This window comes from Streptomyces sp. NPDC127092 (assembly GCF_042722475.1).
GTDB lineage: Bacteria > Actinomycetota > Actinomycetes > Streptomycetales > Streptomycetaceae > Streptomyces.
Map to the genome: position 1 here is coordinate 1 of NZ_JBHXFE010000033.1, position 24430 is coordinate 24430.

At 73.9% G+C, this 24430-nt stretch carries 21 protein-coding genes; 8 read left to right on the forward strand and 13 right to left on the reverse strand.

Annotated features, from left to right (window positions below):
- Positions 1-447: 447 nt before the first annotated feature.
- Together ACFWJO_RS25270 and ptsP are read left to right on the forward strand one after the other, a co-directional pair.
- On the forward strand, positions 448-897 hold the full coding sequence (locus ACFWJO_RS25270; RefSeq protein WP_386868580.1) for a PTS glucose transporter subunit IIA: 450 nt from the start codon (positions 448-450) through the stop codon (positions 895-897).
- Positions 898-978: 81 nt separating this feature from the next.
- Positions 979-2649 (forward strand): phosphoenolpyruvate--protein phosphotransferase, encoded by a 1671-nt coding sequence (ptsP, locus tag ACFWJO_RS25275; RefSeq protein WP_386868581.1) that lies wholly within the window; start codon positions 979-981, stop codon positions 2647-2649.
- A gap of 70 nt (positions 2650-2719) precedes the next feature.
- Here the strand turns inward: ptsP and ACFWJO_RS25280 are convergent, their stop codons facing one another.
- Positions 2720-3688 carry a hypothetical protein gene (locus ACFWJO_RS25280; protein WP_386868582.1) on the reverse strand — a complete coding sequence of 323 codons (969 nt, stop codon included), beginning with the start codon at positions 3686-3688 and terminating at the stop codon, positions 2720-2722.
- Between the two features lie 25 nt (positions 3689-3713).
- Positions 3714-5012, reverse strand: coding sequence for an MFS transporter (locus ACFWJO_RS25285; RefSeq protein WP_386868583.1), 1299 nt, complete (start codon positions 5010-5012; stop codon positions 3714-3716).
- A gap of 47 nt (positions 5013-5059) precedes the next feature.
- Between ACFWJO_RS25285 and ACFWJO_RS25290 the strand changes: the two genes are divergently transcribed.
- Positions 5060-6379: an aminotransferase class I/II-fold pyridoxal phosphate-dependent enzyme gene (locus ACFWJO_RS25290; RefSeq protein WP_386868585.1), complete on the forward strand. Its 1320-nt coding sequence runs from the start codon at positions 5060-5062 to the stop codon at positions 6377-6379.
- A gap of 240 nt (positions 6380-6619) precedes the next feature.
- Entirely contained in the window at positions 6620-7318 is a 699-nt protein-coding gene (locus ACFWJO_RS25295) for a TetR/AcrR family transcriptional regulator (RefSeq protein WP_386868587.1), read from the forward strand.
- 148 nt (positions 7319-7466) lie between these two features.
- Here ACFWJO_RS25295 and ACFWJO_RS25300 read toward each other — a convergent pair whose 3' ends face one another.
- The 8 genes from ACFWJO_RS25300 to ACFWJO_RS25335 form a co-directional block, all read right to left on the reverse strand.
- A complete protein-coding gene (locus tag ACFWJO_RS25300) occupies positions 7467-8231 on the reverse strand; it encodes an SDR family NAD(P)-dependent oxidoreductase (protein WP_386868589.1) in 765 nt (254 codons plus the stop codon).
- Positions 8224-9432 (reverse strand): MFS transporter, encoded by a 1209-nt coding sequence (locus tag ACFWJO_RS25305; RefSeq protein ID WP_386868591.1) that lies wholly within the window; start codon positions 9430-9432, stop codon positions 8224-8226. The genes ACFWJO_RS25300 and ACFWJO_RS25305 overlap by 8 nt, the downstream gene beginning before the upstream one ends.
- A 3-nt stretch (positions 9433-9435) precedes the next feature.
- Positions 9436-9990 (reverse strand): quercetin 2,3-dioxygenase, encoded by a 555-nt coding sequence (locus ACFWJO_RS25310; RefSeq protein WP_386868593.1) that lies wholly within the window; start codon positions 9988-9990, stop codon positions 9436-9438.
- A gap of 12 nt (positions 9991-10002) precedes the next feature.
- Positions 10003-11079, reverse strand: coding sequence for a methionyl-tRNA formyltransferase (locus tag ACFWJO_RS25315; RefSeq protein WP_386868594.1), 1077 nt, complete (start codon positions 11077-11079; stop codon positions 10003-10005).
- Positions 11080-11123: 44 nt separating this feature from the next.
- Positions 11124-12305, reverse strand: a complete 1182-nt coding sequence (locus ACFWJO_RS25320) for an acyl-CoA dehydrogenase family protein (RefSeq protein WP_386868595.1) — start codon at positions 12303-12305, stop codon at positions 11124-11126.
- Positions 12306-12333: 28 nt separating this feature from the next.
- Complete coding sequence (locus ACFWJO_RS25325) at positions 12334-13866, reverse strand: FAD-binding oxidoreductase (RefSeq protein WP_386868597.1); 1533 nt, start codon at positions 13864-13866, stop codon at positions 12334-12336.
- A 421-nt stretch (positions 13867-14287) separates the two neighbouring features.
- On the reverse strand, positions 14288-14812 hold the full coding sequence (locus ACFWJO_RS25330) for a chorismate mutase (protein ID WP_386868599.1): 525 nt from the start codon (positions 14810-14812) through the stop codon (positions 14288-14290).
- A complete protein-coding gene (locus tag ACFWJO_RS25335) occupies positions 14809-15342 on the reverse strand; it encodes a flavin reductase family protein (protein WP_386868601.1) in 534 nt (177 codons plus the stop codon). Before ACFWJO_RS25335 ends, ACFWJO_RS25330 begins: the two co-directional genes overlap by 4 nt.
- Before the next feature lie 145 nt (positions 15343-15487).
- On the opposite strand from ACFWJO_RS25335, the gene ACFWJO_RS25340 reads away from it, so the two are divergent.
- On the forward strand, positions 15488-16939 hold the full coding sequence (locus tag ACFWJO_RS25340; RefSeq protein WP_386868603.1) for an amino acid permease: 1452 nt from the start codon (positions 15488-15490) through the stop codon (positions 16937-16939).
- 140 nt (positions 16940-17079) lie between these two features.
- Here ACFWJO_RS25340 and ACFWJO_RS25345 read toward each other — a convergent pair whose 3' ends face one another.
- Positions 17080-17283: a hypothetical protein gene (locus tag ACFWJO_RS25345; protein WP_386868605.1), complete on the reverse strand. Its 204-nt coding sequence runs from the start codon at positions 17281-17283 to the stop codon at positions 17080-17082.
- A gap of 344 nt (positions 17284-17627) precedes the next feature.
- On the opposite strand from ACFWJO_RS25345, the gene ACFWJO_RS25350 reads away from it, so the two are divergent.
- Positions 17628-18212, forward strand: a complete 585-nt coding sequence (locus ACFWJO_RS25350) for a DNA-binding protein (RefSeq protein WP_386868607.1) — start codon at positions 17628-17630, stop codon at positions 18210-18212.
- A 44-nt stretch (positions 18213-18256) separates the two neighbouring features.
- On the opposite strand, the gene ACFWJO_RS25355 is transcribed toward ACFWJO_RS25350, so the two are convergent.
- The gene (locus ACFWJO_RS25355; RefSeq protein WP_386868609.1) at positions 18257-20227 is read right to left on the reverse strand and encodes an acetoacetate--CoA ligase; all 1971 of its coding nucleotides are present in this window, start codon (positions 20225-20227) and stop codon (positions 18257-18259) included.
- Positions 20228-20443: 216 nt separating this feature from the next.
- Here ACFWJO_RS25355 and ACFWJO_RS25360 point away from each other — a divergent pair, with 216 nt between their 5' ends.
- Positions 20444-23008 carry a glycoside hydrolase family 31 protein gene (locus ACFWJO_RS25360; RefSeq protein WP_386868611.1) on the forward strand — a complete coding sequence of 855 codons (2565 nt, stop codon included), beginning with the start codon at positions 20444-20446 and terminating at the stop codon, positions 23006-23008.
- Here the strand turns inward: ACFWJO_RS25360 and ACFWJO_RS25365 are convergent.
- Positions 22999-23571: an NUDIX domain-containing protein gene (locus tag ACFWJO_RS25365; protein ID WP_386868613.1), complete on the reverse strand. Its 573-nt coding sequence runs from the start codon at positions 23569-23571 to the stop codon at positions 22999-23001. The genes ACFWJO_RS25360 and ACFWJO_RS25365 overlap by 10 nt on opposite strands.
- On the opposite strand from ACFWJO_RS25365, the gene ACFWJO_RS25370 reads away from it, so the two are divergent.
- Positions 23570-24406, forward strand: a complete 837-nt coding sequence (locus ACFWJO_RS25370; protein ID WP_386868615.1) for a M15 family metallopeptidase — start codon at positions 23570-23572, stop codon at positions 24404-24406. The genes ACFWJO_RS25365 and ACFWJO_RS25370 overlap by 2 nt on opposite strands.
- Positions 24407-24430 lie beyond the last annotated feature (24 nt).

A 24430-nucleotide genomic window follows, 5' to 3' on the forward strand; every position in this document is an offset into this window, starting at 1 on the left:
CCCTCGCGGGCTTTCCTCCGGGCGCTTCCTTCGTTCTTGCGTTTCCGACTCTATCAGATCTTTCCGATCCGATTTCCTCGGTGCTTTCCGGTCCCTTTTCCAGGCATTCACCTTCGGGGCCCTTCGGCGGGGTCAAACACTACCAGGCTTTTTCCCTCCCCCTGACCACCCCCTCCGCGAGCACGCAGAGGTGTAGACCACTGGGGTTAGGATCTGGCTTGATAGGTGCTGCCGACCCACGACTCAAAGCCGCGTTGGGGTCAGGCAGGAGTACGACAGTACATCCCTACGTCACCTGAGGCAAATCGTTTCCGGTAGTCCCTAGGTCCGCCAACTGGTACGTCTCGTGCGGAACCCGGACTACCTATGACATAGGCTTCTGAACAGTACGCCGTCCAGGACAGGCAGTGACGGCGCCACACAATCTCCGCCCCTGGGAGGCTTCCCATGACAACCGTGACGTCGCCACTCGCTGGACGCGCCATCGGTCTCGCCGCAGTACCCGACCCCGTCTTCTCCGGTGCGATGGTCGGTCCCGGTACCGCCATCGACCCCGTGCGTGAGCCCTCCGAGGCCGTCTCGCCCGTCGACGGCGTCGTCGTCTCTCTTCACCCGCACGCCTTCGTCGTCGTGGACAGCGACGGTCACGGCGTGCTGACCCACCTCGGGATCGACACCGTCCAGCTGAACGGGCAGGGCTTCGAGCTGCTCGTGAACAAGGGTGACACCGTGACGCGCGGACAGGCCGTCGTGCGCTGGAACCCGGCCGACGTCGAGGCCGCAGGCAAGTCCGCCATCTGTCCGATCGTGGCTCTGGAGGCCACGGCCGACTCCCTCTCCGATGTCCGTGAGGACGGGGACGTGAAGGCCGGCGACACGCTCTTCTCCTGGAGCTGACCGCCGGCTCGTCCTTCCGACGAGCGCGCATACGACATTCAACGCGGCGGCCCGGCCGCCGCTCTATCGGAGACGGGTGAGATGGAGACAACGCTGCGAGGCGTCGGGGTCAGCCACGGAGTGGCGATCGGCGAGGTCCGGCACATGGGCACGGCGGTTCTGGAGCCGCCGGCGAAGCAGATTCCCGCCGATGAGGCGGAGCGCGAACAGGGGCGCGCCCGTCAGGCTGTGGAGGCTGTGGCCGCCGATCTGATCGCGCGCGGCAATCTGGCCGGTGGAGAGGCCCAGGCGGTGCTCGAGGCCCAGGCGATGATCGCTCAGGACCCGGAGCTGATCGCCGACGTCGACCGCCGGATCGCGGTGGGCAGCACCGCCGAGCGCGGTATCTACGACGCGTTCTCGCACTACCGGGAGCTGCTCGCGGGTGCCGGTGAGTACATGGCCGGCCGCGTGGCCGACCTGGACGACGTGCGGAACCGGATCGTGGCGCGCCTGCTCGGCGTGCCGATGCCGGGTGTGCCGGACAGTGACGAGCCGTACGTACTGATCGCGCGGGACCTGGCGCCCGCCGACACGGCTCTGCTCGACCCGGCGCTGGTGCTCGGTTTCGTGACCGAGGAGGGCGGGCCGACCAGCCACAGCGCGATCCTCGCGCGTGCCCTGGGTGTGCCGGCCGTGGTCGCGCTGCCGGGTGCGGGCGAGCTGGCCGAGGGCACGGTCATCGCGGTGGACGGTTCCACGGGTGAGATCTTCGTGGATCCGAGCGAGGAGAAGAAGGCGGAGCTGACCCGGGCCGCCGAGGAGCGCAAGGCCGCCCTCGCCGCTTCCAGCGGTCCCGGTGCGACCTCGGACGGGCACAAGGTGCCGCTGCTGGCGAACGTGGGCGGGCCCGCGGACGTTCCGGCGGCGGTCGAGGCCGGTGCCGAGGGCGTGGGTCTGTTCCGTACGGAGTTCCTGTTCCTGGACGACAGCGCCAAGGCGCCGTCCGAGGAGAAGCAGGTCGAGGCGTACCGCAAGGTGCTCGAGGCGTTCCCCGAGGGCCGGGTGGTCGTGCGGGTGCTCGACGCGGGCGCGGACAAGCCGCTGGACTTCCTGACGCCGGCGGACGAGCCGAACCCGGCGCTGGGCGTGCGGGGTCTGCGGACGCTGCTCGACCACCCGGAGGTGCTGCGGACGCAGCTGACCGCGCTGGCCAAGGCCGCCGAGGGGCTTCCGGTGTATCTGGAGGTCATGGCGCCGATGGTGGCCGACCGTACGGATGCGAAGGCGTTCGCCGACGCGTGCCGTGAGGCGGGGCTGCGGGCGAAGTTCGGTGCGATGGTGGAGATTCCGTCCGCCGCGCTCCGGGCGCGTTCGATCCTGCAGGAGGTCGAGTTCCTGTCGCTCGGCACGAACGACCTGGCGCAGTACACCTTCGCGGCCGACCGTCAGGTGGGTGCGGTGTCGCGGCTTCAGGATCCGTGGCAGCCGGCGCTGCTCGACCTGGTGGCGCTGTCCGCCGAAGCGGCCAAGGCCGAGGGCAAGAGCTGTGGTGTCTGTGGTGAGGCCGCGTCGGATCCGCTGCTCGCGTGTGTGCTGACGGGTCTGGGGGTGACCTCCCTGTCGATGGGTGCGGCGTCGATTCCGTATGTGCGGGCGACGCTGGCCAAGTACACGCTGGCGCAGTGCGAGCGTGCCGCGGCCGCGGCGCGTGCTGCGGACACGGCGCATGACGCGCGGATGGCCGCGCAGGCGGTGCTGTCCGGGGAGTGATCCCGGGGCCGCCGGCCGTGAACAGGTGTTGAAGGGGCTTCCCGCCGTGTGGCGGGGAGCCCCTTCGGCGTCAGTGGGGGTGGGTTTCGTCGTGGGGTGGTGCGAGGGGGAAACCGGGGCGGTAGTCGACGTGGGGTTCGGGGGCGATGGGTTCGCCGGTGCGGGCGTCGGTGCAGTACGCGTCGAACACCTCGGCCTCGGTGAGGGGGTGGAGCCGTCCGGCGTGGAGGCGCCAGCCGTGGAGGCGGTCGCGGGCGCCGGGTGTGGTGGTGCGCAGGACGAGTCCGCCGGGGCTGTGCAGGGCGATGCCGGCGGCGAGGACGGTGACGAACTCGGCGCCTTCGGCGCTGTCGATGCGTGCTGGTCCTGTGGTGTCGCGGGTGACGTGGAGGGTGGCGATGAGCTGCTCGTCGTCGGCGGGGACGCTGCACACGAGGTGGTGGGTGCCGGGTCCTGCGGCGTCGAGGAGGCGCAGCAGCAGCTGGGAGGCGCGGTCGAAGGAGGCGCGGCCGATGTCCTGGCCGCAGTCGGCGCACGGGCCGGTCTCGGCGAGGAGCATCGTGGCGTACTCCCAGGTGGCGCGGCGGACGGCGGTGTCGATGAGGGTGGGGACGAGGGTGGCGAGGGGCTGTCCGGTGTAGGTGACGCGGGGGCCGGTGGCGGCGCGTTCGGCGGTGTAGCGGGCGCGGCTCGTGGGGTGGTCGGGGTCGAGGGCGGTGTCGGCGCAGTAGTCGGCGTAGTCCTCGGGGTCGAAAAGGGCGACGGTGGTGTGGCCGCCGTGGGTGGTGAGGGTGTGGAGGAGGTCTTCGACGTGGTCCAGGTAGCGGGCGTGGTCGTCGAAGGCGAAGGTCTCGTACTGCCGCATGGCGGTGAAGTCCTCCTCGTCGGCGAGGAGGGCGAGGGTGCCGGCGGTCTCGCGGCGGAGGGCGCGGCGCAGGTCGGGGTCGGTGGTGCGGTGGCGGGCGTGGTCGCCGGTGTGCCGGTCGCTGCGGTTGTGGCGGTCAGTGCGGTCGGTGCGGTTGGTGCCGTTGTCGGTCATGTGTCCCCCTGGGTGCTGCCATTACTTAGTCACTCACCGTAGCCGTTGGCACTGACAGTGACGACGGATCGGCCTCCGGCTCGGGCTCGGGCCTGGCGAGCCGGTCGCGTGTCACCCGGTGCTGGGCGGCCGCGGCGCCGACGAGGGCGAGGCCGAGCAGCGGCCAGGCGAGCGGGCCCGCGGCCATGACGCCGGTGACGAGGAGCGGGCCGGCGAAGCGCTGGGTGGACTGGGCGAGTCCGTGGACGCCGAGGTAGGCGCCCTGGGCCTCGGCGGGGGCGAGGGCGACGGAGAGTTCCCAGGAGGCGGTGGTGTGGACGATCTCGGCGAAGGTGAGCGCGATGACGGCGACGACGAGCGCGCTGATGGCGACGGCGCGGCCGCCGGCCGCGGAGGCGGCGAGGGCGAGGGTGCCGACGACGAAGAGTCCGGCGAGCGGGAGGAGGAGGCGGCGGGCGGCGGGGGTGGTGGCGGCGAAGCGGGCGAGCGGGACCTGGAAGAGGACGACGAGGACGGTGTTGAGGACGAGGAGCAGCGGGGCGAGGCCGACGGGTGCCGTGGTGGCGTGGGCGATCCAGAGCGGTACGGCGACCTGGAGGATCGTGTCGTCGAGGAAGAGCGCGGCGTCGGTGGCGGTGTAGCCGAGGAAGGTGCGGTCCCGCCAGGGGTTGGCGGGCCGGGCCTTGGGGGCGTCGGCGGAGGTGGCGGCGACGCGGGTGGGGGCGGGCGGTTCGGCGCAGCGCAGGGTGAGGGCGGCGATCACCGCGTAGGTGAGGACGTTGCCGATGAGGAGCAGGCCGTAGGCGCGGGTGCTGCCGGTGGCGAGGGCGGCGGCTGCGCCGAGGCCGCCGATGGACCAGCCGATGTTGACGGTGGTGCGCTGGATGGCCTGGTAGCGGACGCGTTCGGTGCCGACGAGGCGGGCCGCGTAGAGCTTGATGAGGACGCTGCCGGCGCGGTCGGGGAGGGCGCCGAGGGCGGAGTAGAGGGTGAGGAGGAGGAAGTCGTCGGTGGTGAGGAGGGCGAGGAGGGCGGCGCCGCGCATGAGCTGGGCGCCGGCGATGAGGCGGACGAGCGGGAAGCGGTCGGCGAGGCGGCCGGCGAGGGGTGCGCCGGCGATGCCGACGCCGCCGGAGACCGTCATGAGGAGGCCGACCTGGGCGAGGCCGAGTCCGGAGACGTAGGTGAAGTAGAGGGCGGTGCAGCCGGCCCAGAGGCCGGTGCCGGTCTTGTCGATGATGCTGACCAGGAGCATGCGGCGGCCGTCGCGGCCGCCGGGAATGCGGTCGAGAGCGGTGCGGTGCCACGGGTGCGGGCGGCTCACTCGGTTCCCCCTTGACGCGAGTTATGTATTGATACATAGTTCGGTACGTGGCAACACAATATTCGATCAGTGGGACGACGGCCAAGGGGATCGCCGCGTCCGTCGAGCGCGGGATCTCCGAGGGCGAGCTCGCGCCGGGCGACGCGCTGCCGCCGGTGCGGCGGCTCGCCGACGAGCTCGGTGTCAGTCCGGGCACCGTCGCCACGGCGTACAAGGAGCTGCGGGGCCGCGGCCTGGTGGTCACGCGCGGCCGGGGCGGCACGGTGGTCGCCGAGGCCCCCTCCGTGGCCTCGCGCAGACCGCCGCGCGTGCCCGCGGGGCTCGTGGACCTGGCGGGCGGGCATCCGGACCCGGCGTTCCTGCCGGTGCTCAGGCCGCCGGCCGAGGTGCGCCCGGCGTTCGGCTCCCACCGCGCGGCGCCCCGGCTCGCCGCCCTCGAGGAACTGACCCGGGCCTGGTTCGCACGGGACGGCGTGCCCGCGGAGCGGGTGACCTTCGCGCACGGCGCGCTCGACTGCATCGCGCGACTGCTGTCCGTGGAGCTGCGGCCCGGCGACGCGGTGGCGGTGGAGGACCCCGGCTTCCACCACCTCCTGGACCTCGTGCCGGCCCTGGGTCTGCGCATGGTGCCGGTCGGCGTGGACGCCCACGGGATGACCCCGGACGCCCTGCGCGCCGCACTGCGGGCCGGGGTGCGGGCGGTGGTGTGCACCCCGCGCGCCCAGAACCCCACCGGCGCCTCCTTCTCCCCCGCACGGCGCGACGAACTCGTGGCACTGCTCCGGGAGTTCCCCGAGGTGCTGGTCGTCGAGGACGACTACACCGTGGAGGTCGAGGGCCCCGTCGCGCCCACGCTGGCCGCGGCGGGCCTGGACCGGTGGGCGCAGGTGCGCACCGTCTCCAAGCGGCTGGGCGTCGACCTGCGGTGGGCCGGGGTCGCCGGTGATCCCGTGACGATCGCCCGGCACGACGGGCGGATGCTCATGACCTCCGGCTGGGTCAGCCACGTCCTGCAGGAGACGCTGGTCGGGCTGCTGTCCGACCCGGCGGTCGCCCGGCTCGTGGCGTCCGGCGAGGCCGCGTACGCGGAGCGGCGCCGGGCCCTGGTCGACGCCCTCGGCTCGTACGGCATCCGCTCCGTCGGCGCGAGCGGGCTGAACGTGTGGGTGCCGGTGCGCGACGAGTCGGCGGTGGTGAACGGGCTGCGCACGCACGGCTGGTGGGTGGCGGCGGGGGCCCGGTTCCGGATCGGCGCGCCCACGGGCGTACGGATCACGACGGCGACGCTCGTCCCGGAGGAGGCGGAACGGCTGGCCCGGGACTTCGCCGACGTCCTCGGCGACCGGCAGGCCACGTACGGCGGTTAGGCGTCGTACCGCCAGTCGCAGGCGCTCGGGAGCGAGCCGCGGAAAGGGCGATTCCGGCTTCCGGGTACGGCCGTGGCGAGCGGGGGCAGGGGCGCCCGGGGCAAAAGCGGGACAGATAGCGCGGGGGCGGAAAAAACCCGCACTGATCGGCAATCAGTTTATTAACGGCGTTTACTGTACCAGGAGTACGCTGCGAACCGAACGCCGTATAGTTCTGCCCCCGACCTGGAGGACAACAGCATGGAAACCAAGCCCACCCGTCGCGCGCGGCTCCGCCAGCAGACGATCGCGGAGATCAAGGAAGCCGCCCTGAAGGCGCTGGCGGAGTCGGGCCCTGCGGGCATCACGCTGCGGGGGATCGCCCGCGAGCTGGGCATGACGGCGGCGGCGCTCTACGGCTACTTCGACACTCGCGACCAGCTGATCTCCACCCTCGCGGCGGACGCCTACAACGAGCTGGCCGACTCGCACGAGGCGGCCCTGGCCGCGCTCCCGCCCGAGGAGGCGGGCCGCCGGGTGCGCGCGGTCTGCGACACGTTCCGGACCTGGTCGGTCGCGAACCCGGCGGCGTTCCGCTTGATCTACGGCGACGGCCTGCCCGGCTTCAGCCCGCCGGCGGAGGTCACGGAGGCGGCGCGGCGATGTTGCATGGCACTGCTGGCCGTGGTCGCCGGCGCCTGGGAGCACGTGCCGGCGGCGCTCCGCGAGGACGAGGCACAGTGGGCCGACTTCCAGGAGTCCCTGGTCACGCCGGCCCGCGAGCAGTTCCCGCAGCTGCCGCCGCAGGCGCTCGGCCTGACCCTGCGGATCTGGGGGCGGATGTACGGACCGGTGATGCTGGAGGTGTTCGGCCACCTCGGCCAGCAGATCGTCGACCCGGCCCAGGTGTATCGCCGTGAAGTCGAGGCGATCATCGAAATGCTGGGTCTTGGCGAGTAATTGCCTGGGAATTACTGGCAGGCTCCGGTGATCGGATAGCAATCCGATAATGCTTTACCCTTCACGCAAATCCCCCGGGGTCTCCGCCCGGCTGCCCGGAAGGGCCGGGCCGTCCCGCGACGGCCCGGCCCCGGCAGGGGCGCGTGCGTCAGGCCGTGGCCCCGCCGTCCACCGCGAGGGTGGCGCCGGTGACGAACGAGGCGCCGGGCGAGACGAGATAGGCGACCGCCTCGGCGATGTCGGCCGGGGCGCCGTAGCGGCCGAGCGCGGTGCCGGCCCGCTGGAAGTCGGCCGAGGGGCCGTCGGCCGGGTTCATGTCGGTGTCGACCGGGCCGGGGCTGACCTGGTTGACGGTGATCCCTCGCGGACCGAGGTCCCGCGCCAGTCCGCGGGTCAGGCCCAGGATCGCGGCCTTGCTGACCGCGTACGGCGTCATTCCGCCGCCCGGCACGCGCTCGCCGAGGCAGGAGCCGATGTTCACGATCCGTCCGCCCTCGGGCAGGTGCCGGGCGGCGGCCTGCGCGGTGAGCAGCGCGCCGCGCACGTTGACGTGCAGGGTGCGGTCGACCGCCTCGGGCGTGACGTCGGTCAGTTCGGCCCCGCTGAGGTCCATGTATCCCGCGTTGTTGACCAGGATGTCGAGGCGGCCGAAGTGCCCGACGGCGGCCTCCACGGCGGCGGCCGGGCCCTCGTGGCCGGCGGCGTCGGCCCGGATCGCCAGGGCCTTGCCGCCCGCCCGCTCGATCGCGGCGACCACCTCGTCGGCGGCCGCGGCGCCCCGGGTGTAGGTGAGGGCCACCCGGATCCCGTCGGCGGCCAGCCGGCGGGCGATCGCGGCGCCGATGCCGCGGCTGGCGCCGGTCACCAGGGCGACCCGGTCCTGCGCGGGGGACGGCGTGGTGAGGTCAGACACGGGTCGGCCTTTCGGTGGTCGGGAGCGGGGAGTCCGCGGCGGCGGACGCGGACGGGGCGGTCCGGCGCAGGACCTCGGGCAGCAGCGTCAGCAGCCCGAGGACGGCCATGGCCGCGCCCGTCCACAGCGGGGCGCGCAGGCCCCAGTGGGCGACGCCGATGCCGCCGACCCAGGACCCGACGACCACGCCGAGGGTGATGAAGGAGGTGTGGACGGTGTTGACCAGCGGGCGGTCGTTGGCGGTGCGCATCACCCGGGTCACCATCGCCGGGTTCATGGTCACGCCGACCAGGCCGATGCCCGTCATCGCCGCGAGGGCCGTCACCGCGTTGCCCGCGCCGAGCGCGAACACCGTCAGGAACACGGTGTTCAGCGCCAGACCGGTGCCGAGCACCGTCAGGGTGTGGCGGTCGGCGAGCCGGCCCACGACGGCGTTGCCGACGACGGTGGCGGCGCCGTACAGCACCAGCAGCAGCGGGACGGTGCCCGCGGCGAAGCCGGTGACGTCGGTGAGGATCGGCACGAAGTAGGAGAAGGCGGCGAAGGTCGCGCCGATGATGAGCATGCTGGTGGCGAAGGCGGCCCACAGCCGGGCGTTGCGGAACGCGCCCAGCTCGGCCCGTACGGAGCCGCCGGCGGCGCCGCTCTCCTCCTTGGCCAGGGCCGGGACCGCGCCGCAGGTGACGGCGAGGGCCAGCGCGGCCAGGGCGGCCACCGCCCAGAAGGCGAACCGCCAGCCGTAGTGCTCCCCGGCCAGCTGCGACAGCGGCAGGCCGAGCACGGTGCCGACCATCAGGCCGCCGAGCACGATGGAGGTGGCCCGGCCGCGCACCTCGGGACCCGTGATGCGGACGCAGACGGCGAGCGCGACGCCGAAGAACGCGCCGGAGGCGGCTCCGGTGACCAGCCGGGCGGCGACCATCACGGCGTAGCCGGTGGCGAGGGCGCCGAGCGCCTGGCCGGCGAGGAAGACGACGTACAGGCAGATCAGGGCGGTCTTCTGGCGCAGCCTCAGCAGGACGGCGGTCAGCAGGGGCCCGCCCAGGGCCATGGCGGCGGCGTAGACGGAGACCAGGTAGCCGATCTGCGGGATGCCGGCGTTCAGGTCCTCGGAGAGCTGGGGCATGAGCCCGGCCACCAGGAACTCGCTGGTGACCATGGTGAAGATGCCCAGGCCCAGGACGTAGATGGCGAAGGGCACGGCTCAGACCCCGTCCGTGCGGGACGGACCGGGCTGCGGGGCCCGGGGCGCCTCGGCGATCTGGTACGAGCCGAGGGCCTCGGCGATCTCCTTGGCCCGGGGGTTGTCGGCCGGGTCGAAGACCGGGATCGGCTCGCCGGGGCGGGCCTCGGTGCCCGCCTGGAGGAAGAACTCCTCGAAGCCGCTCGGCGTGAAGATCAGCAGCTGCTTGGCGGCGTGCAGGCCCTTGTTGCGGAAGCGGTGCACGGTGCCCTTGGGGACGAAGACGAAGTCGCCGGCCCGGACGTCGTAGGTCTGCCCGTCGGCGTAGAACTCCAGTTCGCCTTCGAGGAGGTAGAAGGCCTCGTCCTCGTTGCGGTGGTCGTGCGCGGGCGGGCCGCCGCCGGGCGGCACGGAGGCCTCCAGCAGCGTGATCGTCCCGCCGGACTGCGCGGTGTCGACCTTGACGGTGTAGACGTCGCCGTTGAGCCAGACCGAGGGGCCCTGGCCGGCGGGGACGTGGAGCACCTTGCCGAGGGTCGGCGGGTGCTCGCCGTGGAGCTGTTCGTTCAGTGACATGGGGTACGGACCTCAGGGGGCGGGGACGGGTACGGGAGCCGGGCCGGTTACGGGGACCGGGCCGGCCGGGGCGGGGGTCTGCGGGGCGGGGGTGTCCGGGGAGACCAGGCGGGTGCCGTCCGGCAGCTGGCCGGTGCCGCCGGCCGCGGCCTCCCGGCCGTCGCACTCGGTGGTGAGCACCTCCAGCCAGCCGTCGGCGCAGCCGGCGAAGACCCGGCCCGCGGCGCCGTGCACGACCAGGCCCGGCACCGGCGGCCGGCCGAGCGCGTCGGCGGGGGCCGGCTCGGCGGACAGGATCCGCACCCGGCGGCCGGCCTCGTCGGCGGTCCAGGCGCCGGGCGAGCGGTAGCCGGCCCGGACGTGCCGGGCCACGACGGCGGCCGGCGAACGGAAGTCCAGGCGCAGGTCGGCGTCCGAGGGGCGGCCGAAGTACGAGCGCAGCGACGGGTCCTGGGGGATCGGGCGGTAGCTGCGGTCGACGAGCTGCGGGATGAGCTCCAGGAGCATCAGGACGTTGGCCCGCTCCTGGGCGGTGCGCAGCTCGATCGCGGTCTCGCGGCCGGTCAGCGGCACCTGGTGCTGCATGATCAGGTCGCCGCTGTCGAGTACGGGCGCCATCTCGATGGCGGAGACCGCGGACTCGGTCGCGCCCTCGCGGATCATCCAGTAGAAGGGCGAGAGGCCGGCGAAGGCGGGCAGCGGGGAGGGATGGAAGTTGACCGCCGTGACCCGGGGCACCGACAGCAGCCGCTCGCGCAGGATCTGCTGGAAGTTGGCGACGAGGAAGTAGTCCGCGCCGTAGCCCTCCAGCTCCTCGACGAAGGCGGGCCGGTTGACCGAGGCGGGCCGCAGCACCGGCACGCCGAGCGCGGCGCCCTGGGTGACCAGGTCGACCTGTTCGGGATCGTCGGTGAAGTACGAGCAGCGCTTGCCCTGCGGGGAGGTGACCACCGCGGCCAGGTCGACCTGCGGGTGGCCGTGGAGCATGCTCAGGAACGGCGAGCCGAGCTTGGAGTTGACCTCCGAGAACAGCACGACGCGTATGCGGCCCGCGGGATCCGTGGGAGCGGCGGGAGCCGTGGGTGCCATGGGTCGGGAGAACCTTTCTCTGGAGCGGACGGGTACGGGCCGGTCTAGAAGAAGGGGCTGGTCGACTTCCCGCCGAGCAGCACGTTGCCGGTGAGCTGGAGGATCGAGTCCTGGGCGACCGCGTGCTGGTTCATGGTCCAGGCGTCGCGCAGCCAGCGGTCCAGCGGCGAGGGCTTGTAGACGGAGGAGCCGCCGACCAGGTCGAAGAGGGTCTGGACGATGTCGCGGGCGGTGCGGAAGGCGTGCCGGCGGGCGATGGCGGTGGCCACACGGGCGTCGTCGGTCAGCTCGGTGCCGCCGGCCAGCGCGTCCCACTGGCGGGTGAGGCTGGCGTACACGCCGGAGCGGGCGGCGAGCAGTTCGCCCTCCAGCCGGGCGATGGTGCTCTGCACGCGGTGGTCCTGCGTCCAGGGCGTGCCGGTCTCGCGGTCGGTGCGGTGCGCGGCCAGCTCGCGTACGTGGTCCAGGGCGGCCCGGGCCACGCCGAGCGGGATGCCGGACATCTTGCGCAGGATCGCGTCGGGGCTGGAGTGGAGGGGGCCGGTGCGGCGCGGGTCGGAGAAGCTGAAGGAGCGCTCCTCGGGGACGAACAGGTCCTCGCAGGAGTAGTCCTGGCTGCCGGAGCCGGCCAGACCGGTGGTGTGCCAGGTGTCGTGGAACGTGTAGGCGTCGGGCCGCGAGATCAGCACCCTCCAGTGGGTGGGCTCGCCGGAGACCGGGTCGGGCTCGGGGTTGCCGTCCTCGTCCACGATCAGGCAGCCGGCGCCGAGCCAGTCGCAGTGGGCCGAGCCGGAGCCGAACTTCCAGCGGCCGGTGAGGCGGTAGCCGCCCTCGGTGCGCACGGCACGGCCCTGCGGGTAGATCCAGCCGGAGTTGGCCAGGTCGAGCGACGGGTACATCCGGCGGGCGACCTCGTCGTCGAGGTAGCCGGAGTAGATGCCGGAGTCCATGCCGATCATGGCGCACCAGGCGGTGGAGGCGTCGCCGGTGGCGAGGGTCTCGATCAGCTCGCACTGCTGCATGGAGGTGAGCTCCGGGCCGCCCCAGGTCTTGGGCATGGCGGCACGGAAGACACCGCCCTCGCGCAGCAGGGCGACGATGTCCTCGGGCAGTGTGCGGTTGGCCTCGATGCGGGGGCCGGCCTCGCGCAGCAGCGGGACCAGGGTGCGGGCGTGCGCGAGGATCGCCTCGGCGGTGTCGGGGACGGCTTCGGTGGTCGTGGTCATGGCTGGGTCCTTGAAGTGAGCGGGACGGTCAGAGGTAGCGGCCGGGGGCGATCGTGCGGTGCGGGTCGACGAGGTCGGCGATGGCACGGACCAGCTCGGCGTCGGCGGCGTCCGGGGCGTGGGTGCGGCCCCAGCCGCCGTGCGCGGCGTCCAGCCGGTACGGCGCCCAGCCGGAGTCGGCGAAGAGCGCGTACGCCCGGTCGAGCGCGCGGTGCGCGGCCTCGGCCTGGGTGGTGCGGTCGAAGGGGAAGGAGACGACCAGGTCGATGACGTCGGCGTCGAGGGCGTTGACGGTGGCGCCGGGCCGGATGCCGGTCTCGGCGTGGATGGTGTCGAGCAGGGCCAGGGCGCGGGAGGTGTCGGCGCCGGTGAAGGGGATCAGCGGCAGGAAGAACAGCCAGCCGTTGCCCTCGGTGTCGACGAGGTCGGCGCGGGTGCCGGTGGCGGAGGCGAGCATGTCCTCGTTGAACTCGACCGAGCCCGCGTAGGCGGCCTGGACGACCTTGGAGACGGTGTCGTCGGCGGCGGGCTCCTCGCCGGCCGCGATCCGGTCGAACAGGCCGGTGGCGCGGGCCTCTTCGACGAGCGCGCCGACCAGGGCGTCGAGGGTGCCGGCGGTGGCGTCCACGCACAGGTGGGCGAGGTAGCCGAGGCCGCGCTCGCCGCCGTAGGTCGCGGTGGAGGCGGTGTCGTAGATCTTCACGACCCCGGAGACCACGTTGCCGGCCCGCCAGCGGCGGATCAGGTCCACGGCCTCGGGCAGCCGCTCGCGTCCGAAGGAGAGCCGGACCACGCACTGCGCCTCGGGGCGCGGCAGCAGCCGGACCACGGCGGCGGTGACCACGGCCAGCGGGGACTGCGTGAAGAGGTGCAGGGTGCTGGGGCCCAGGCCGTACGGGTTGGGGGCGTGGCCCGCCGTGGTGTCGGGCCACCAGCCGGTGCGCACCACGCGGCCGTCGGGCAGCACGGCCTCCAGGCCGAGCAGGTCCTCGGTGCGCTGGCGGCGCAGGCCTACGCCCCGGTCGACGAGGTTGCCGACGAGGGAGGTGTGGCCGGAGGAGGCGGTGACGTTGAGCATGCGGTCGGTGCCGGCGAGCCGGGCGGCGAGGGCGGCCTGGGTGACGCCGGGCTCGACGACGGCGTACCCGGCGTCGGTGTCGAGGGCGCGGACGGCGTCGAGGCGGTCGAGTTCGAGGCGGACCACGGGTCCGGCGGCCGGTTCCTTCGAGCCCAGGCCCCAGTTGCGGCCGGTGGAGACGGCGTGCAGGCCGGGCAGGCCGGCGCGGGTGCCGCCGTGTGCGGCGAAGGCGCGGACGACGAGCCGTACGTCCTCGGTGCTGCCGGGGCGCAGCACGGCGTGCAGCGGGCGGGCGGCGAAGGCGGAGACGTTGGCCTCGGCGGGCAGCGGCCCGGCGGCACCGCCGGCGGAACGGATCACGTGACCGGGGCCGAGTGCGGCGGCGACGGTGTCGAGGACCGTGTCGAGGACGGGGGCGGGGGCGGGGGCCGCGGCGCCGTCCTGGGCCGCGGGGAGGTCGGGGCGGGTGGCGGTTTCGGGCATGGCGAATCCTCGGAGGGTGCGTACGCGGGCGACGGCGTACGGAGGTGGTGGGAGGGAAAGGGGCGCGGGCAGCTGGGTTCGGGCCGCTGGGTTCGGGCCCGGGCTCGGGCTCGGGGGCCGGGCTCGGGCTTGGACCCGGGTCGGGGGCCGGGCTCGGGCTCGGGGGCCGAACTCGGGGCCGGCTCGGGGCCGGACTCGGGCTCGGACCGGGTTCGGTGCCGGACTGGGCTCGGGACCGCCGGGTTCGGGCTCGGCTCGGACCCGGATCGGAGGCCGTCTTCGGGCGCGGTCGCCGGGTTCGGGCCGTGGCTCGGACCCGGATCCGGTGCCGGACTCGGGCTCGGGGCCGGATCACGTGCCTGGCTCGGGCCGTGGCGTAGAACCGTGCGGGACTCTGCTCGGAACCGGCGCCCGGGCGGGCTCAGGTGCCGGGCCGGGTCGGGGCCGCGCCCGCGAGGTAGGCCGGGACGGGCCGGCCGGGCCGGTCCCAGCGGAGGTGGGCGAGCACGCGCAGCGTGCGGGCGGGCGCCCCGGTGAAGGCGGCGTCCTGTGCGCAGAGCGCGGGCACGTCCCAGCCCGCCTCGTGCAGGGCGAGCGCGGGGTTGGTGGCGGTGAGGTCCGGGGTCTGGGTGAACACCAGGCTGACCAGGTCGGCCCGTTGGAGGCCGTTGGCGGCCAGCAGGGCGGCGAGCAGGTCGTGGGTGGCACGGGCGATGGCCGGCGCGGTGTCGGCGGCCACGGCGATGGCGCCGCGGACGGCCACGAGGGTGGCGGCCGTGGGCGTACCGCCGGGCCTGCCGGCCCCCTTCGGCGTGCCGTCGGACCAACTGGCCTCCGTGGGCGTGCCGTCGGGCTCACCGGGCCTCGCGGGCGTGCCCGCGTCGGCGGGTGGCGTCGTGCCGGGACCCGTCGCCGGGGCGGTGTCCGGGCCCGTGTCCGGGCTCAACTCCGGTCCGTGGCGGCGGAGGTGAAGCGTCCCTCGTGGAACACCAGCGCGTCCTGCGGCTCCTCGGAGCACGTGGTGTGCAGGACCCGGGCCAGGAAGAGGCTGTGGTCCCCGCCGGGGTAGGTGTCCTCGACCTCGCAGGCGAGCGAGGCCAGGGCGCCGGGCAGTACGTCGTGCCCCTCGGCCGAGCGGTCGAGGAAGGCCCCGAGGGTGTGCCCGGACGGCTTCTCGCGGGAGGCGAACAGGCGGGCCACGTCGCCCTGGTGGGCGGCGAGCAGGTGGATCCCGAGCCTGCCGCTCGCGGCGATGACGGGATGCGCGCGGGCGGTCTTCATGACGGAGACCAGGACGCGCGGCGGGTCGAGCGAGACCGAGGTGAACGCGTTGACGGTCATGGCGACGGCGGACTCTTCGCTGCCGCTGCTGAGGACGGTCACCCCGGTGGGATAGCGGCGCATGACGTCCCGCAGATCCGCGGGCGCGCCGCCCGCGGTCGTGCCGCGGGCATGGGTGATGGACGGTGCAGGCATGACTCCCCCTTCGCACGGTAGTGCGAATCTTGTTGCTGCCTAAACGCTAGCGCGACTTGTGAACGCTGATAGCTTTTCTAACACAGATTGCGCCACACTGGTCAACCGAGACCCCGTCAACAAACCGCTTGCATTAGGGAAATCCGTGACGCCACCGCCCGCCCGCACCGCCCAAGCAGCGCTCCGCTCCCGCCACTTGGCGATGCTCGCCCTCGGCGGCGTGATAGGCGCCGGACTGTTCGTCGGCACCGGCGCCGGGCTCGCCGCGGCCGGCCCCGCGGTGCTCGTCTCGTATCTGCTGGCCGCCGCGCTCGCCCTCGCGATCATGCGCATGCTGGGCGAACTGGCCGCCGCACTGCCGGAGTCGGGGTCCTTTTCGGTCTACGCGCGTCGCGCGCTGGGACCGTGGGCCGGGTTCACGACCGGCTGGCTGTACACGTGGGTCACCGCGGTCGCCATCGCGGTGGAGGCCCTGGCCGGCGCGGCGATCCTGCACGCGTGGTGGCCGGCGGTGCCCTCGTGGGCCTTCACGCTCGCCGCGATGACGGTCTTCACCATCGTGAACATGACAGACGTGCGCACCTTCGGCGAGGCCGAGTTCTGGTTCGCCTCGCTGAAGGTCCTGGCGGTCCTCGCCTTCATCGCGCTGGGCGCCGCGGCCCTCCTCGGGCTGCTGCCCGGCACCCGCTCACCGGGTCTGGCCCACCTCGCCGGCGACGGCGGATTCGCCCCGCACGGCCTGTCCGGCATCGTGACGGCGCTTCTAGGGGTGGTGTTCGCCTTCGGCGGCATGGAGGTCATCGGCATGGCGGCGGCCGAGTCGCACGACCCCGGCCGCAGCATCCGCACCGCGGTCCGTACCGCGATCTGGCGGATCGCCCTGTTCTACCTGGGGTCGGTGCTCGTCCTCGTGCTGCTCCTGCCCTGGCGGGCGGCGCGTCCCGACGAGAGCCCGTACGTCGCCGCGCTCGTCCGCCTCGGCATCCCGCACGCGGACGTGATCACCCAGGCGGTGATCCTGGTGGCCCTGCTCTCCGCCCTCAACGCCAACCTGTACGGCACCTCGCGCATGCTGCACTCCCTCGCCGAGCGCGGCGAGGCGCCCCGGGCGCTGGCCCGGCGGACCCGGCGCCGGGTGCCGGCCCGCGCGGTGGCCGCCGCCTCGGCCGTCGGCTTCGCCGCGGTCGTCCCGGAGGCCGTGGCGCCGGGCGCGGCCCTCCCGCTCCTGGCCAGGGCGATGGGCGCGGCGATGCTGTTCATGTGGCTGGCGCTGGCCTGCTCCCACCTGGTGCTGCGCCGGTCCCTGGAACGCACCGGCCGCCTGGTGCTCCGTACCCGCGGCTTCCCGGCCACCACGCGCGTGGTGATCGGCGCCATCGGCGCCCTGATGGTGCTGATGGCCCTCTCCCCCGCCACCCGCCCTCAGCTCCTCACGTCCGGAGCGCTGGCCGCGGCCCTGGCCGTGACCGGATTCCGCCTCGGCCGGCGGTCCCCCGATTCGCGCCCCGGCCCGCGGGCCGCGCCCCTTGCTCCTTCCGCTCCACCTCGGGAGCCTTCCGCTCCCCAGCGGGAGCGTCCCGTACCGGCCGGCGACTGACGCACGGTGCCGAGCTGTCCGGCGATCGGCGGGCCGGCCACGGCGGGCGGCGCGCCGTGGCCGGCGGGGAGGCATCCGGCCGCGTACGTGCGCCGTAGCGCGCCGGCGCGCTCCCCTGCGGCGTCAGCCGCGCGGCGGCGTCAGAGGCTGGCGACGGTGAGGACCACGTCGTTGCCCGAGGTGGCGATGCTGACCGAGGTCTTGTCCGAGGTCGCGGTGAAGACGCCGGCGACGTCCACCACGGTGTAGCTCGCACCCTCCAGGGCCGTGCGGTAGTTGGCGACGAGAGCCTTCGGGTCGTCCGAGCGGTACGTGAGCACGTACGCGCCCTTGTCGCCGGTCACCGTCGTGAGCGTGCCGTCCGGCAGGGGCAGGCCGGCCGGCAGGTCCTCGGGCGCCTTGACGCCGCCGGAGGTGCCGGGCGCGTCCGAGGAGGCGCCGGAGTCCGGCGTGCTCGGGGCGGCCGAGGTGGTGGCGGGCTTGTCGGAGCCCTTGGTGTCCGATCCGTCGCCGCCGCAGGCGGTGAGTCCGAGGCCGGCGATCAGGACCGCGGCGCGAGCGAAGTGGTGCGGTTCCAGGACATGGTGACATCCCGTCAGTCGATGAGGGTCGGTCGTGCCTTCGGACCGGAGATTGACACATGAAAACTATCTTTGACAAGTGTCAATTGCCCTCCTAACGTGCAGGTATGGACCACGCCACGACGAAGCGCAACGAGGAGCTCCAGCGTCAGTGGTACGGAGCTCCGCTCGGCGAGCTGTGCCGGGACCTCTGCGGCCTGTTCGGAGTGACCCAGTCCGGGCTCGCCGAGATCCTCGGCGTCTCCCCCGCCATGCTCAGCCTGGTGATGCGCGGGCAACGCGCCCGCATCGCCAACCCTGACGCCGCGGCGCGCCTGTCGGCCGTACTCCGCCTCGCCCACGACGTGCGCGCCGGCACCGTGCCGCCCGCGGCGGTGCCGGACGCCCTCGCGGCGATCCGGGCCGACCGGACGCCCGGGCAGGCCTCGCTCGGCACGGCCGTCACGCAGCCGTCCCCCGCCGACGAGCCGGAGGGGGACGGTGATCTGTGCTTCGCGCTGCGGCTGAGGGACCTGCTCAACGCGCGGGCCGGCGCCGTGGAGATCCTGGAAGCGGCCGCGCTCCTCGACGCCCGGCACCCGGCGCTCGCCGAGATCCTGCGCACGTGCGGCGCGGGCCGGACGGACGAGGCCGTGGACCTGGTCCGCCGTCTCGCCGCCCGCCCGGAGGACGGGGGACGAGGGCGGGCCTAGGCCGTTTCCTTCGGATCTTGGCCGGGAGGGCCGGGCGGCCGGGGTCAGGCCTTGCGGCGCTTCGCCGCGAGCTCCTCGTAGAAGCGCAGCAGGTCGAGGTTGTCGACCGAGCCCGGGTTGACGGCCTTGGCCATCGGCGTGCCCTGGAGCAGACGCTTGACCGGGACCTCGATGCGCTTGCCGGTGAGGGTGTGTGGGACGGCCGGGACCTCGATGATGTCGTCGGGGACGTGCCGCGGGGAGAGTTCGGAGCGGATCGTGCTCTTGATGCGGCCGATCAGCTCGTCGTCCAGGGCGGCGCCGTCGGCGAGGTGGACGAACAGCGGCATCCAGTAGCCGCCGTCCGGCTCCTCCAGGCCGATGACCAGCGACTCGCGGATCTCCGGCAGGCGCTCGACGGCCTCGTAGATGTCGGCGCTTCCCATGCGGACGCCCTGGCGGTTCAGGGTGGAGTCGGAGCGGCCGTGGATGACGACGGAGCCGTGGTCGGTGATCGTGATCCAGTCGCCGTGCCGCCACACGCCGGGGAACATCTCGAAGTAGCTGTCGCGGTAGCGGCTGCCGTCCGGGTCGTTCCAGAAGCGGATCGGCATCGACGGCATCGGGTTGGTGACGACCAGCTCGCCGACCTCGCCGACCAGAGGCTTGCCCGACGGGTCCCAGGACTGCAGGTCGGTGCCGAGGCAGGCGGCCTGGAGCTCGCCGATGTGCACCGGCAGCGTGGGCACGGCGCCGGCGAAACAGGAGCAGACGTCGGTGCCGCCGCTGACGGAGGCGATCCACAGGTCCCCGCGGACCTCGTCGTGCAGCCAGCGGAAGCCGTCGGGCGGCAGCGGGGAGCCGGTGGTGGCCACGCACTTCACGCGGGAGAGGTCGAAGTCACGGCCGGGGTGCACGTCGGCCTTGGCGCACGCCATCACGTACGCGGCGGAGGTGCCGTACAGGGTGGCGCCGGTGCGCTCGGCGACGCGCCACTGGGCGCCGGTGTCGGGGTAGCCGGGGCTGCCGTCGTACAGGACGACGGTGGTGCCGGTGAGCAGACCGGAGACGAGGAAGTTCCACATCATCCAGCCGGTGGAGGTGTACCAGAAGAACACGTCGTCCGGGCCGAGGTCGCAGTGCAGGCCCAGCTGCTTGACGTGTTCGATCAGGATGCCGCCCTGGGACTGCACGATCGCCTTGGGCAGGCCGGTGGTGCCGGAGGAGTAGAGCACCCAGAGCGGGTGGTCGAACGGCACGTGCTCGAAGACCGGCTCGGTGTCGGCGGAGGTCAGCTCCGCCCAGGCGAGGGCGCCATCGGGAGCCGGGGTGCCGAGCAGCGGGATGTGCACGACGGCGCGCAGCGAGGGCAGTTCGGCGCGCAGCTCGGCCACGGTGTCGCGGCGGTCGTGCTCCTTGCCGCCGTAGCGGTAGCCGTCGACGGTGAACAGGACGACGGGCTCGACCTGCTGGAAGCGGTCGAGGACGCTGCGGGCGCCGAAGTCCGGGGCGCAGGAGGTCCACACGCCGCCGACGGCGGCGGTGGCGAGGAGGGCGACGACGGCCTCGGGGATGTTGGGCAGGTAGCCGCTGACGCGGTCGCCCGGCCGCACGCCGAGGCGGCGGAGCTCGGCGGCGAGCGAGCCGACCTGCCGGCGCAGCTCGGCCCAGGTGATCGGGCGCGGCTCGTGCGTCTCGTCGACGTGGAGCAGCGCGGTGGCGTCGGGCCGCTCGTAGGCGGCGCGCAGCGCGTGCTCGGCGTAGTTGAGGGTGGCGCCCGGGAACCACTCGGCGCCGGGCATGGAGCGGTCGCCCAGGACGCGCTCGTAGGGGGTGGCGAAGCGGAGGTCGAACCATTCGGCGACGGCCGCCCAGAAGCCCTCGAGGTCCTCGACGGACCAGCGGTGCAGGGCCTCGTAGCCGCCGTCGGCGGGGGCGCCGTGGCGCTCGGCCGCCCAGGCCTGGAAGCGGGTGACGGCGGCCGCGGCAATGCGGTCCTCGTCAGGCTGCCACAGCGGCTCGGTCTGCGATGTCATGTGGGTCGGCTCCCTGGCTGTACGCGGGTCTGCGTGTGTCGCGCGCACGTGCGGGGGTGTGCGCGTGACGCGGCTGACAGGGACGATGCCATGTGATCCGTGTTCGCACCAGGGTTCCCCGCCCATGGTCCGCTAGCTGAATGTGTGCTCCCACCACGGGTGAACGGCAGTTGAACGGACCGCGCACGGCCTGCCCCGGATGGCAGGGTGAGCCGCATGGACGGTCGTGAGCTGGTGCGCTCGGTGAAGGTGATGGGTTCGGTGCAGGGGTTGCGGGCGGTCCGCTCGGCGTGGCGGCAGCGGCGTGCCGACGCGCGGGCGCTGCCGCCGAGAGGTGCGGAGCGGGCCCGGGTGCCGGGGCCGGTGGCCGGGGCGGAGCCGTCGCCGGGCGGCGGCGTCATCCGTTTCGCCCGCTCGGAGCTGAGGATCTCGGTGTCGGCCGGCGGCACCGTGTTCTGGGGCTGGGACGGGGCCGAGCCGCTGCCCTCGTACGCGCTCGCCGGCGAGCCGCCCGAGCCCGATCCGCGTGCCGTCCTGGAGCCGGACACCGACGGCGGCTGGCGGGTGGTGTCGGAGCGGGTCACGGTCGCGGTGTCCCGGAACGGCGCGGTGGAGGTGCGCACACCGGGCGGGATGACGCTGCGCCGCGACCTACCGCCGCGATGGTGGGAGCCGGTGCGGGGCGGGGAGACGGTGCGCGGCGGGGAGACGGTGCCGGGCGGGGATGCCGTACGGGACGGGGAAGCCGTACGGGACGGGTCAGGCGCCCGGGTGGGGCGAGCCGCGCTGGACGAGGCACGCGGCTTGGCGGGCGCACCGGACGGGGAGGGCGACGGGAAGCGCGGCGGGACGGGCCGGCGCGGCGCGGTGGTTGAGCGTGGCCGGTCCGCGCGCTGGGTGCAGCGCAGTGAGGTGCCGGCGGACGCCCGGTTCTTCGGGCTCGGCGGGCGGGCGTCCGGGCCGCGGCTGCGCGACGGCTCGTACCGGCTGTGGAACACCGATCCCTCGGGCGCCTTCTCCCCCGGCGACGACCCGCTGTACATCACCATGCCGGTGCAGCTGGTCGTGGCCGACGCGGGCACGCACCTGGCCTTCTACGACAACTCCTGGGACGGGCGGGTGATCCTCGCCGAGGGCGAGGAGGGCGCGGGATCCGGCCATGACCGGCCCGGCACCAGCGAGGTCCGCATGGACGGCGGCCCGCTGCGCTGCTGGGTGGTGGTCGGCACCCCCGCGCGCGTACTGCACGGCTGGGCGGCGCTCACCGGCGCGCCGGCGCTGCCGCCGTCGTGGGCGCTCGGGCCGCAGCACGCGCGCTGGGGCTTCGGCAGCGAGCGGGAGGTGCGGCGGGTGGTGGACGGCTACCGGGACCGGGACCTTCCGCTGTCGGTGCTGCACCTGGACATCGACCACTACGACGGGCACCGCGTGTTCACCGTGGACAAGGAGCGGTTCCCCGATCTTCCGGGGCTCGCGGCGGAGCTGCGCGAACGCGGGGTGCGCCTGGTGTCGATCGTCGACCCGGCGGTGAAGGCGGAGCCGGGCAACCCGGTGTACGACGGCGGGCGGGCGGCCGGAGCGTTCGTGCGGGACGACCGGGGCGAGGAGGTCCACGGCGTGGTGTGGCCGGGGGACTGCGCCTACCCGGACTTCACCGACCCGGCGGCGCGCGAGTGGTGGGGCGGTCTGTACGAGGAGCGGCTGCGGCAGGGATTCTCCGGCGTGTGGCACGACATGAACGAGCCCGTGTCCTTCGCCCCGTTCGGCGATCCGACCCTGCCGCGCTCGGCCCGGCACGCGCTGGAGGGGCGGGGCGGCGACCACCGCGAGGCGCACAACGTGTACGGGCTCGCGATGGCACGCGCCGGGTACGAGGGGCTGCGCCGGCTGCGGCCGGAGGAGCGGCCGTTCCTGTTCTCGCGGTCCGGGTGGGCGGGGATGCAGCGGTACGGCGGGACCTGGTCGGGCGACGTGTCGACGGGCTGGCCGGGGCTGCGGGCCTCCCTGGCGCTGGTTCTGGGGCTCGGGCTGTGCGGGGTGCCGTACTCGGGTCCTGACGTGGGCGGCTTCGACGGGAGCCCGACGCCGGAGCTGTTCCTGCGCTGGTACCAGCTGGGGGCGTGGCTGCCGCTGTTCCGCACGCACGCGGCGATCGACGCGGGGCGGCGCGAGCCGTGGGAGTTCGGTCCCGAGGTCCTGGCGCACGCGCGGGCGGCGCTGGCCGAGCGGGAACGGCTCCGGCCGTACTTCGTGACGCTGTCCCGGCTGGCCCGGATGACGGGCGCGCCGTACGTGCGTCCGGTGTGGTGGGGCACGCCGGAGGACCGGGCGCTGCGGGACTGCGAGGACTCGTTCCTGCTCGGCGACTCGCTGCTGGTCGCTCCGGTGCTGTCCCGGGGCACGGACCGGCGGGCGGTGCGGCTGCCGCGCGGTCGCTGGTACGACACGGCGACGGGCGAGGCGTACGAGGGCCCGGGGCAGGTGCTGCTCGACGCGCCGCTCTCCCGGGTGCCGGTGCTGGCCCGCGCGGGCGCGGTGATCCCGGTGCGCGGGGACGGGGACGGGTCCGGGGACGGGGAGCCGGTCCTGGAGGTGTGGGCGCCGGCCGCGGGTCGTACGGGCGGCGGACTGGTGGTGCGGGACACCGGGGACGGCTGGGAGCCGGCGGAGGTCGAGCGCTACCAGTCGCGCGTGGTGGACGGCCGGGTGGTGGTGGAGCGGGTCACCGACCGGGGCGTGCGGGAGGCGGAGCTGCCGGTCCGGGTGCGGGGTCAGGTGTAGTCGCCCGCGAAGAAGCGCCGTACCGCCTCCGTGTGGAGCGGGAAGGCCAGTTCCTCGGGTGCGCGCAGCAGGTGGTGGCCGCTGGTCTCGTCCGTCGCGGCCGGCGGCGGGAGGTCGGCGGCCGGGCGGGGCGGCAGCAGGCCGAAGACGAGCAGGTGGCCGGCCGGGGAGCTGAGGGCGTCGGCGAGCCTTACGTCCTCGACGGCGGCCTCGATGCCGGTCTCCTCGCGCAGTTCGCGCACCACGGCCGCCCGCCAGTCCTCGCCGAAGTCGACGAAGCCGCCGGGCAGGGCGACCTGCCCGGACTGCGGCGGGATGGTGCGGGTGATCACGACGAGCGCGGTGCCGCGGGCGTCGGTCACGGGCAGCAGGGCCACGGCGACGGGGAGCGGGTTGCGGTAGGCGGTGGAGCCGCAGGCGGCGCAGGTGCGGGGCCAGCCGGCGTCGGCCGGGTGGCGGGCGCCGCAGGAGGAGCAGTGGGAGTGCGGAGCGGAGTCGGTCACGGGCCGACCGTACGCGATCACCCTTTCCCGCCGCTGCCGTACCTGATAGACGGTGCACATGACAGGACTGAAGCGACTGACAGGACTCGGCTCCGCGCTCCGTGCCCTCGGAGCCCTGGCCGCCGCCGGACTGCTCGCCGCCACGGCCGCCGTGCCCTCGGCGCAGGCGGTCACCGCCTCGCCGGAGCCCAAGGCTCCGAAGGAGTTCGTGGCGCTGGACCGGGTGGACCCGACGATCCTCCAGGAGATGCGTTACACCACGGAACACAACTTCGTGGGCGAGCGGATCGACGGCTACCGCCAGCCGGTGTGCATCCTGACCCGGCCGGCCGCGGAGGCGCTGCACCGGGCCCAGGTGGGGCTGCTCGCCAGGGGCTACACGCTGAAGGTGTACGACTGCTACCGGCCGCAGCGGGCGGTGGACCACTTCGTGCGCTGGGCGAAGGACCTGGACGACGAGCGGATGAAGCAGGAGTTCTATCCGCTGGTCGACAAGTCCCGGCTGTTCGCGGACGGTTACATCGCGGAGAAGTCCGGGCACAGCCGCGGTTCGACGGTGGACGTGACGGTGGTGCGGCTGCCCGCGGCGCCCACGCGGCCGTACGTCCCGGGCGAGCCGCAGGTGGAGTGCTTCCGGCCGCAGGAGGAGCGCTTCCCGGACAACTCCCTGGACATGGGCACCGGTTTCGACTGCTTCGACACCCTCTCCCACACCGACGATCCGCGGATCCAGGGGGCGCAGCGGGCCAACCGCGACCTGCTGCGGGGCGCCCTGGCGGAGCAGGGCTTCGTCAACCTGCCCGAGGAGTGGTGGCACTTCACCTTCAAGCCGGAGCCGTTCCCCGCGACCTTCTTCGACTTCCCGGTGGCGCGGAGGTCGGTGGCGGGGCACTGACGTCTTCCCCCGGTCCGTCCGCCC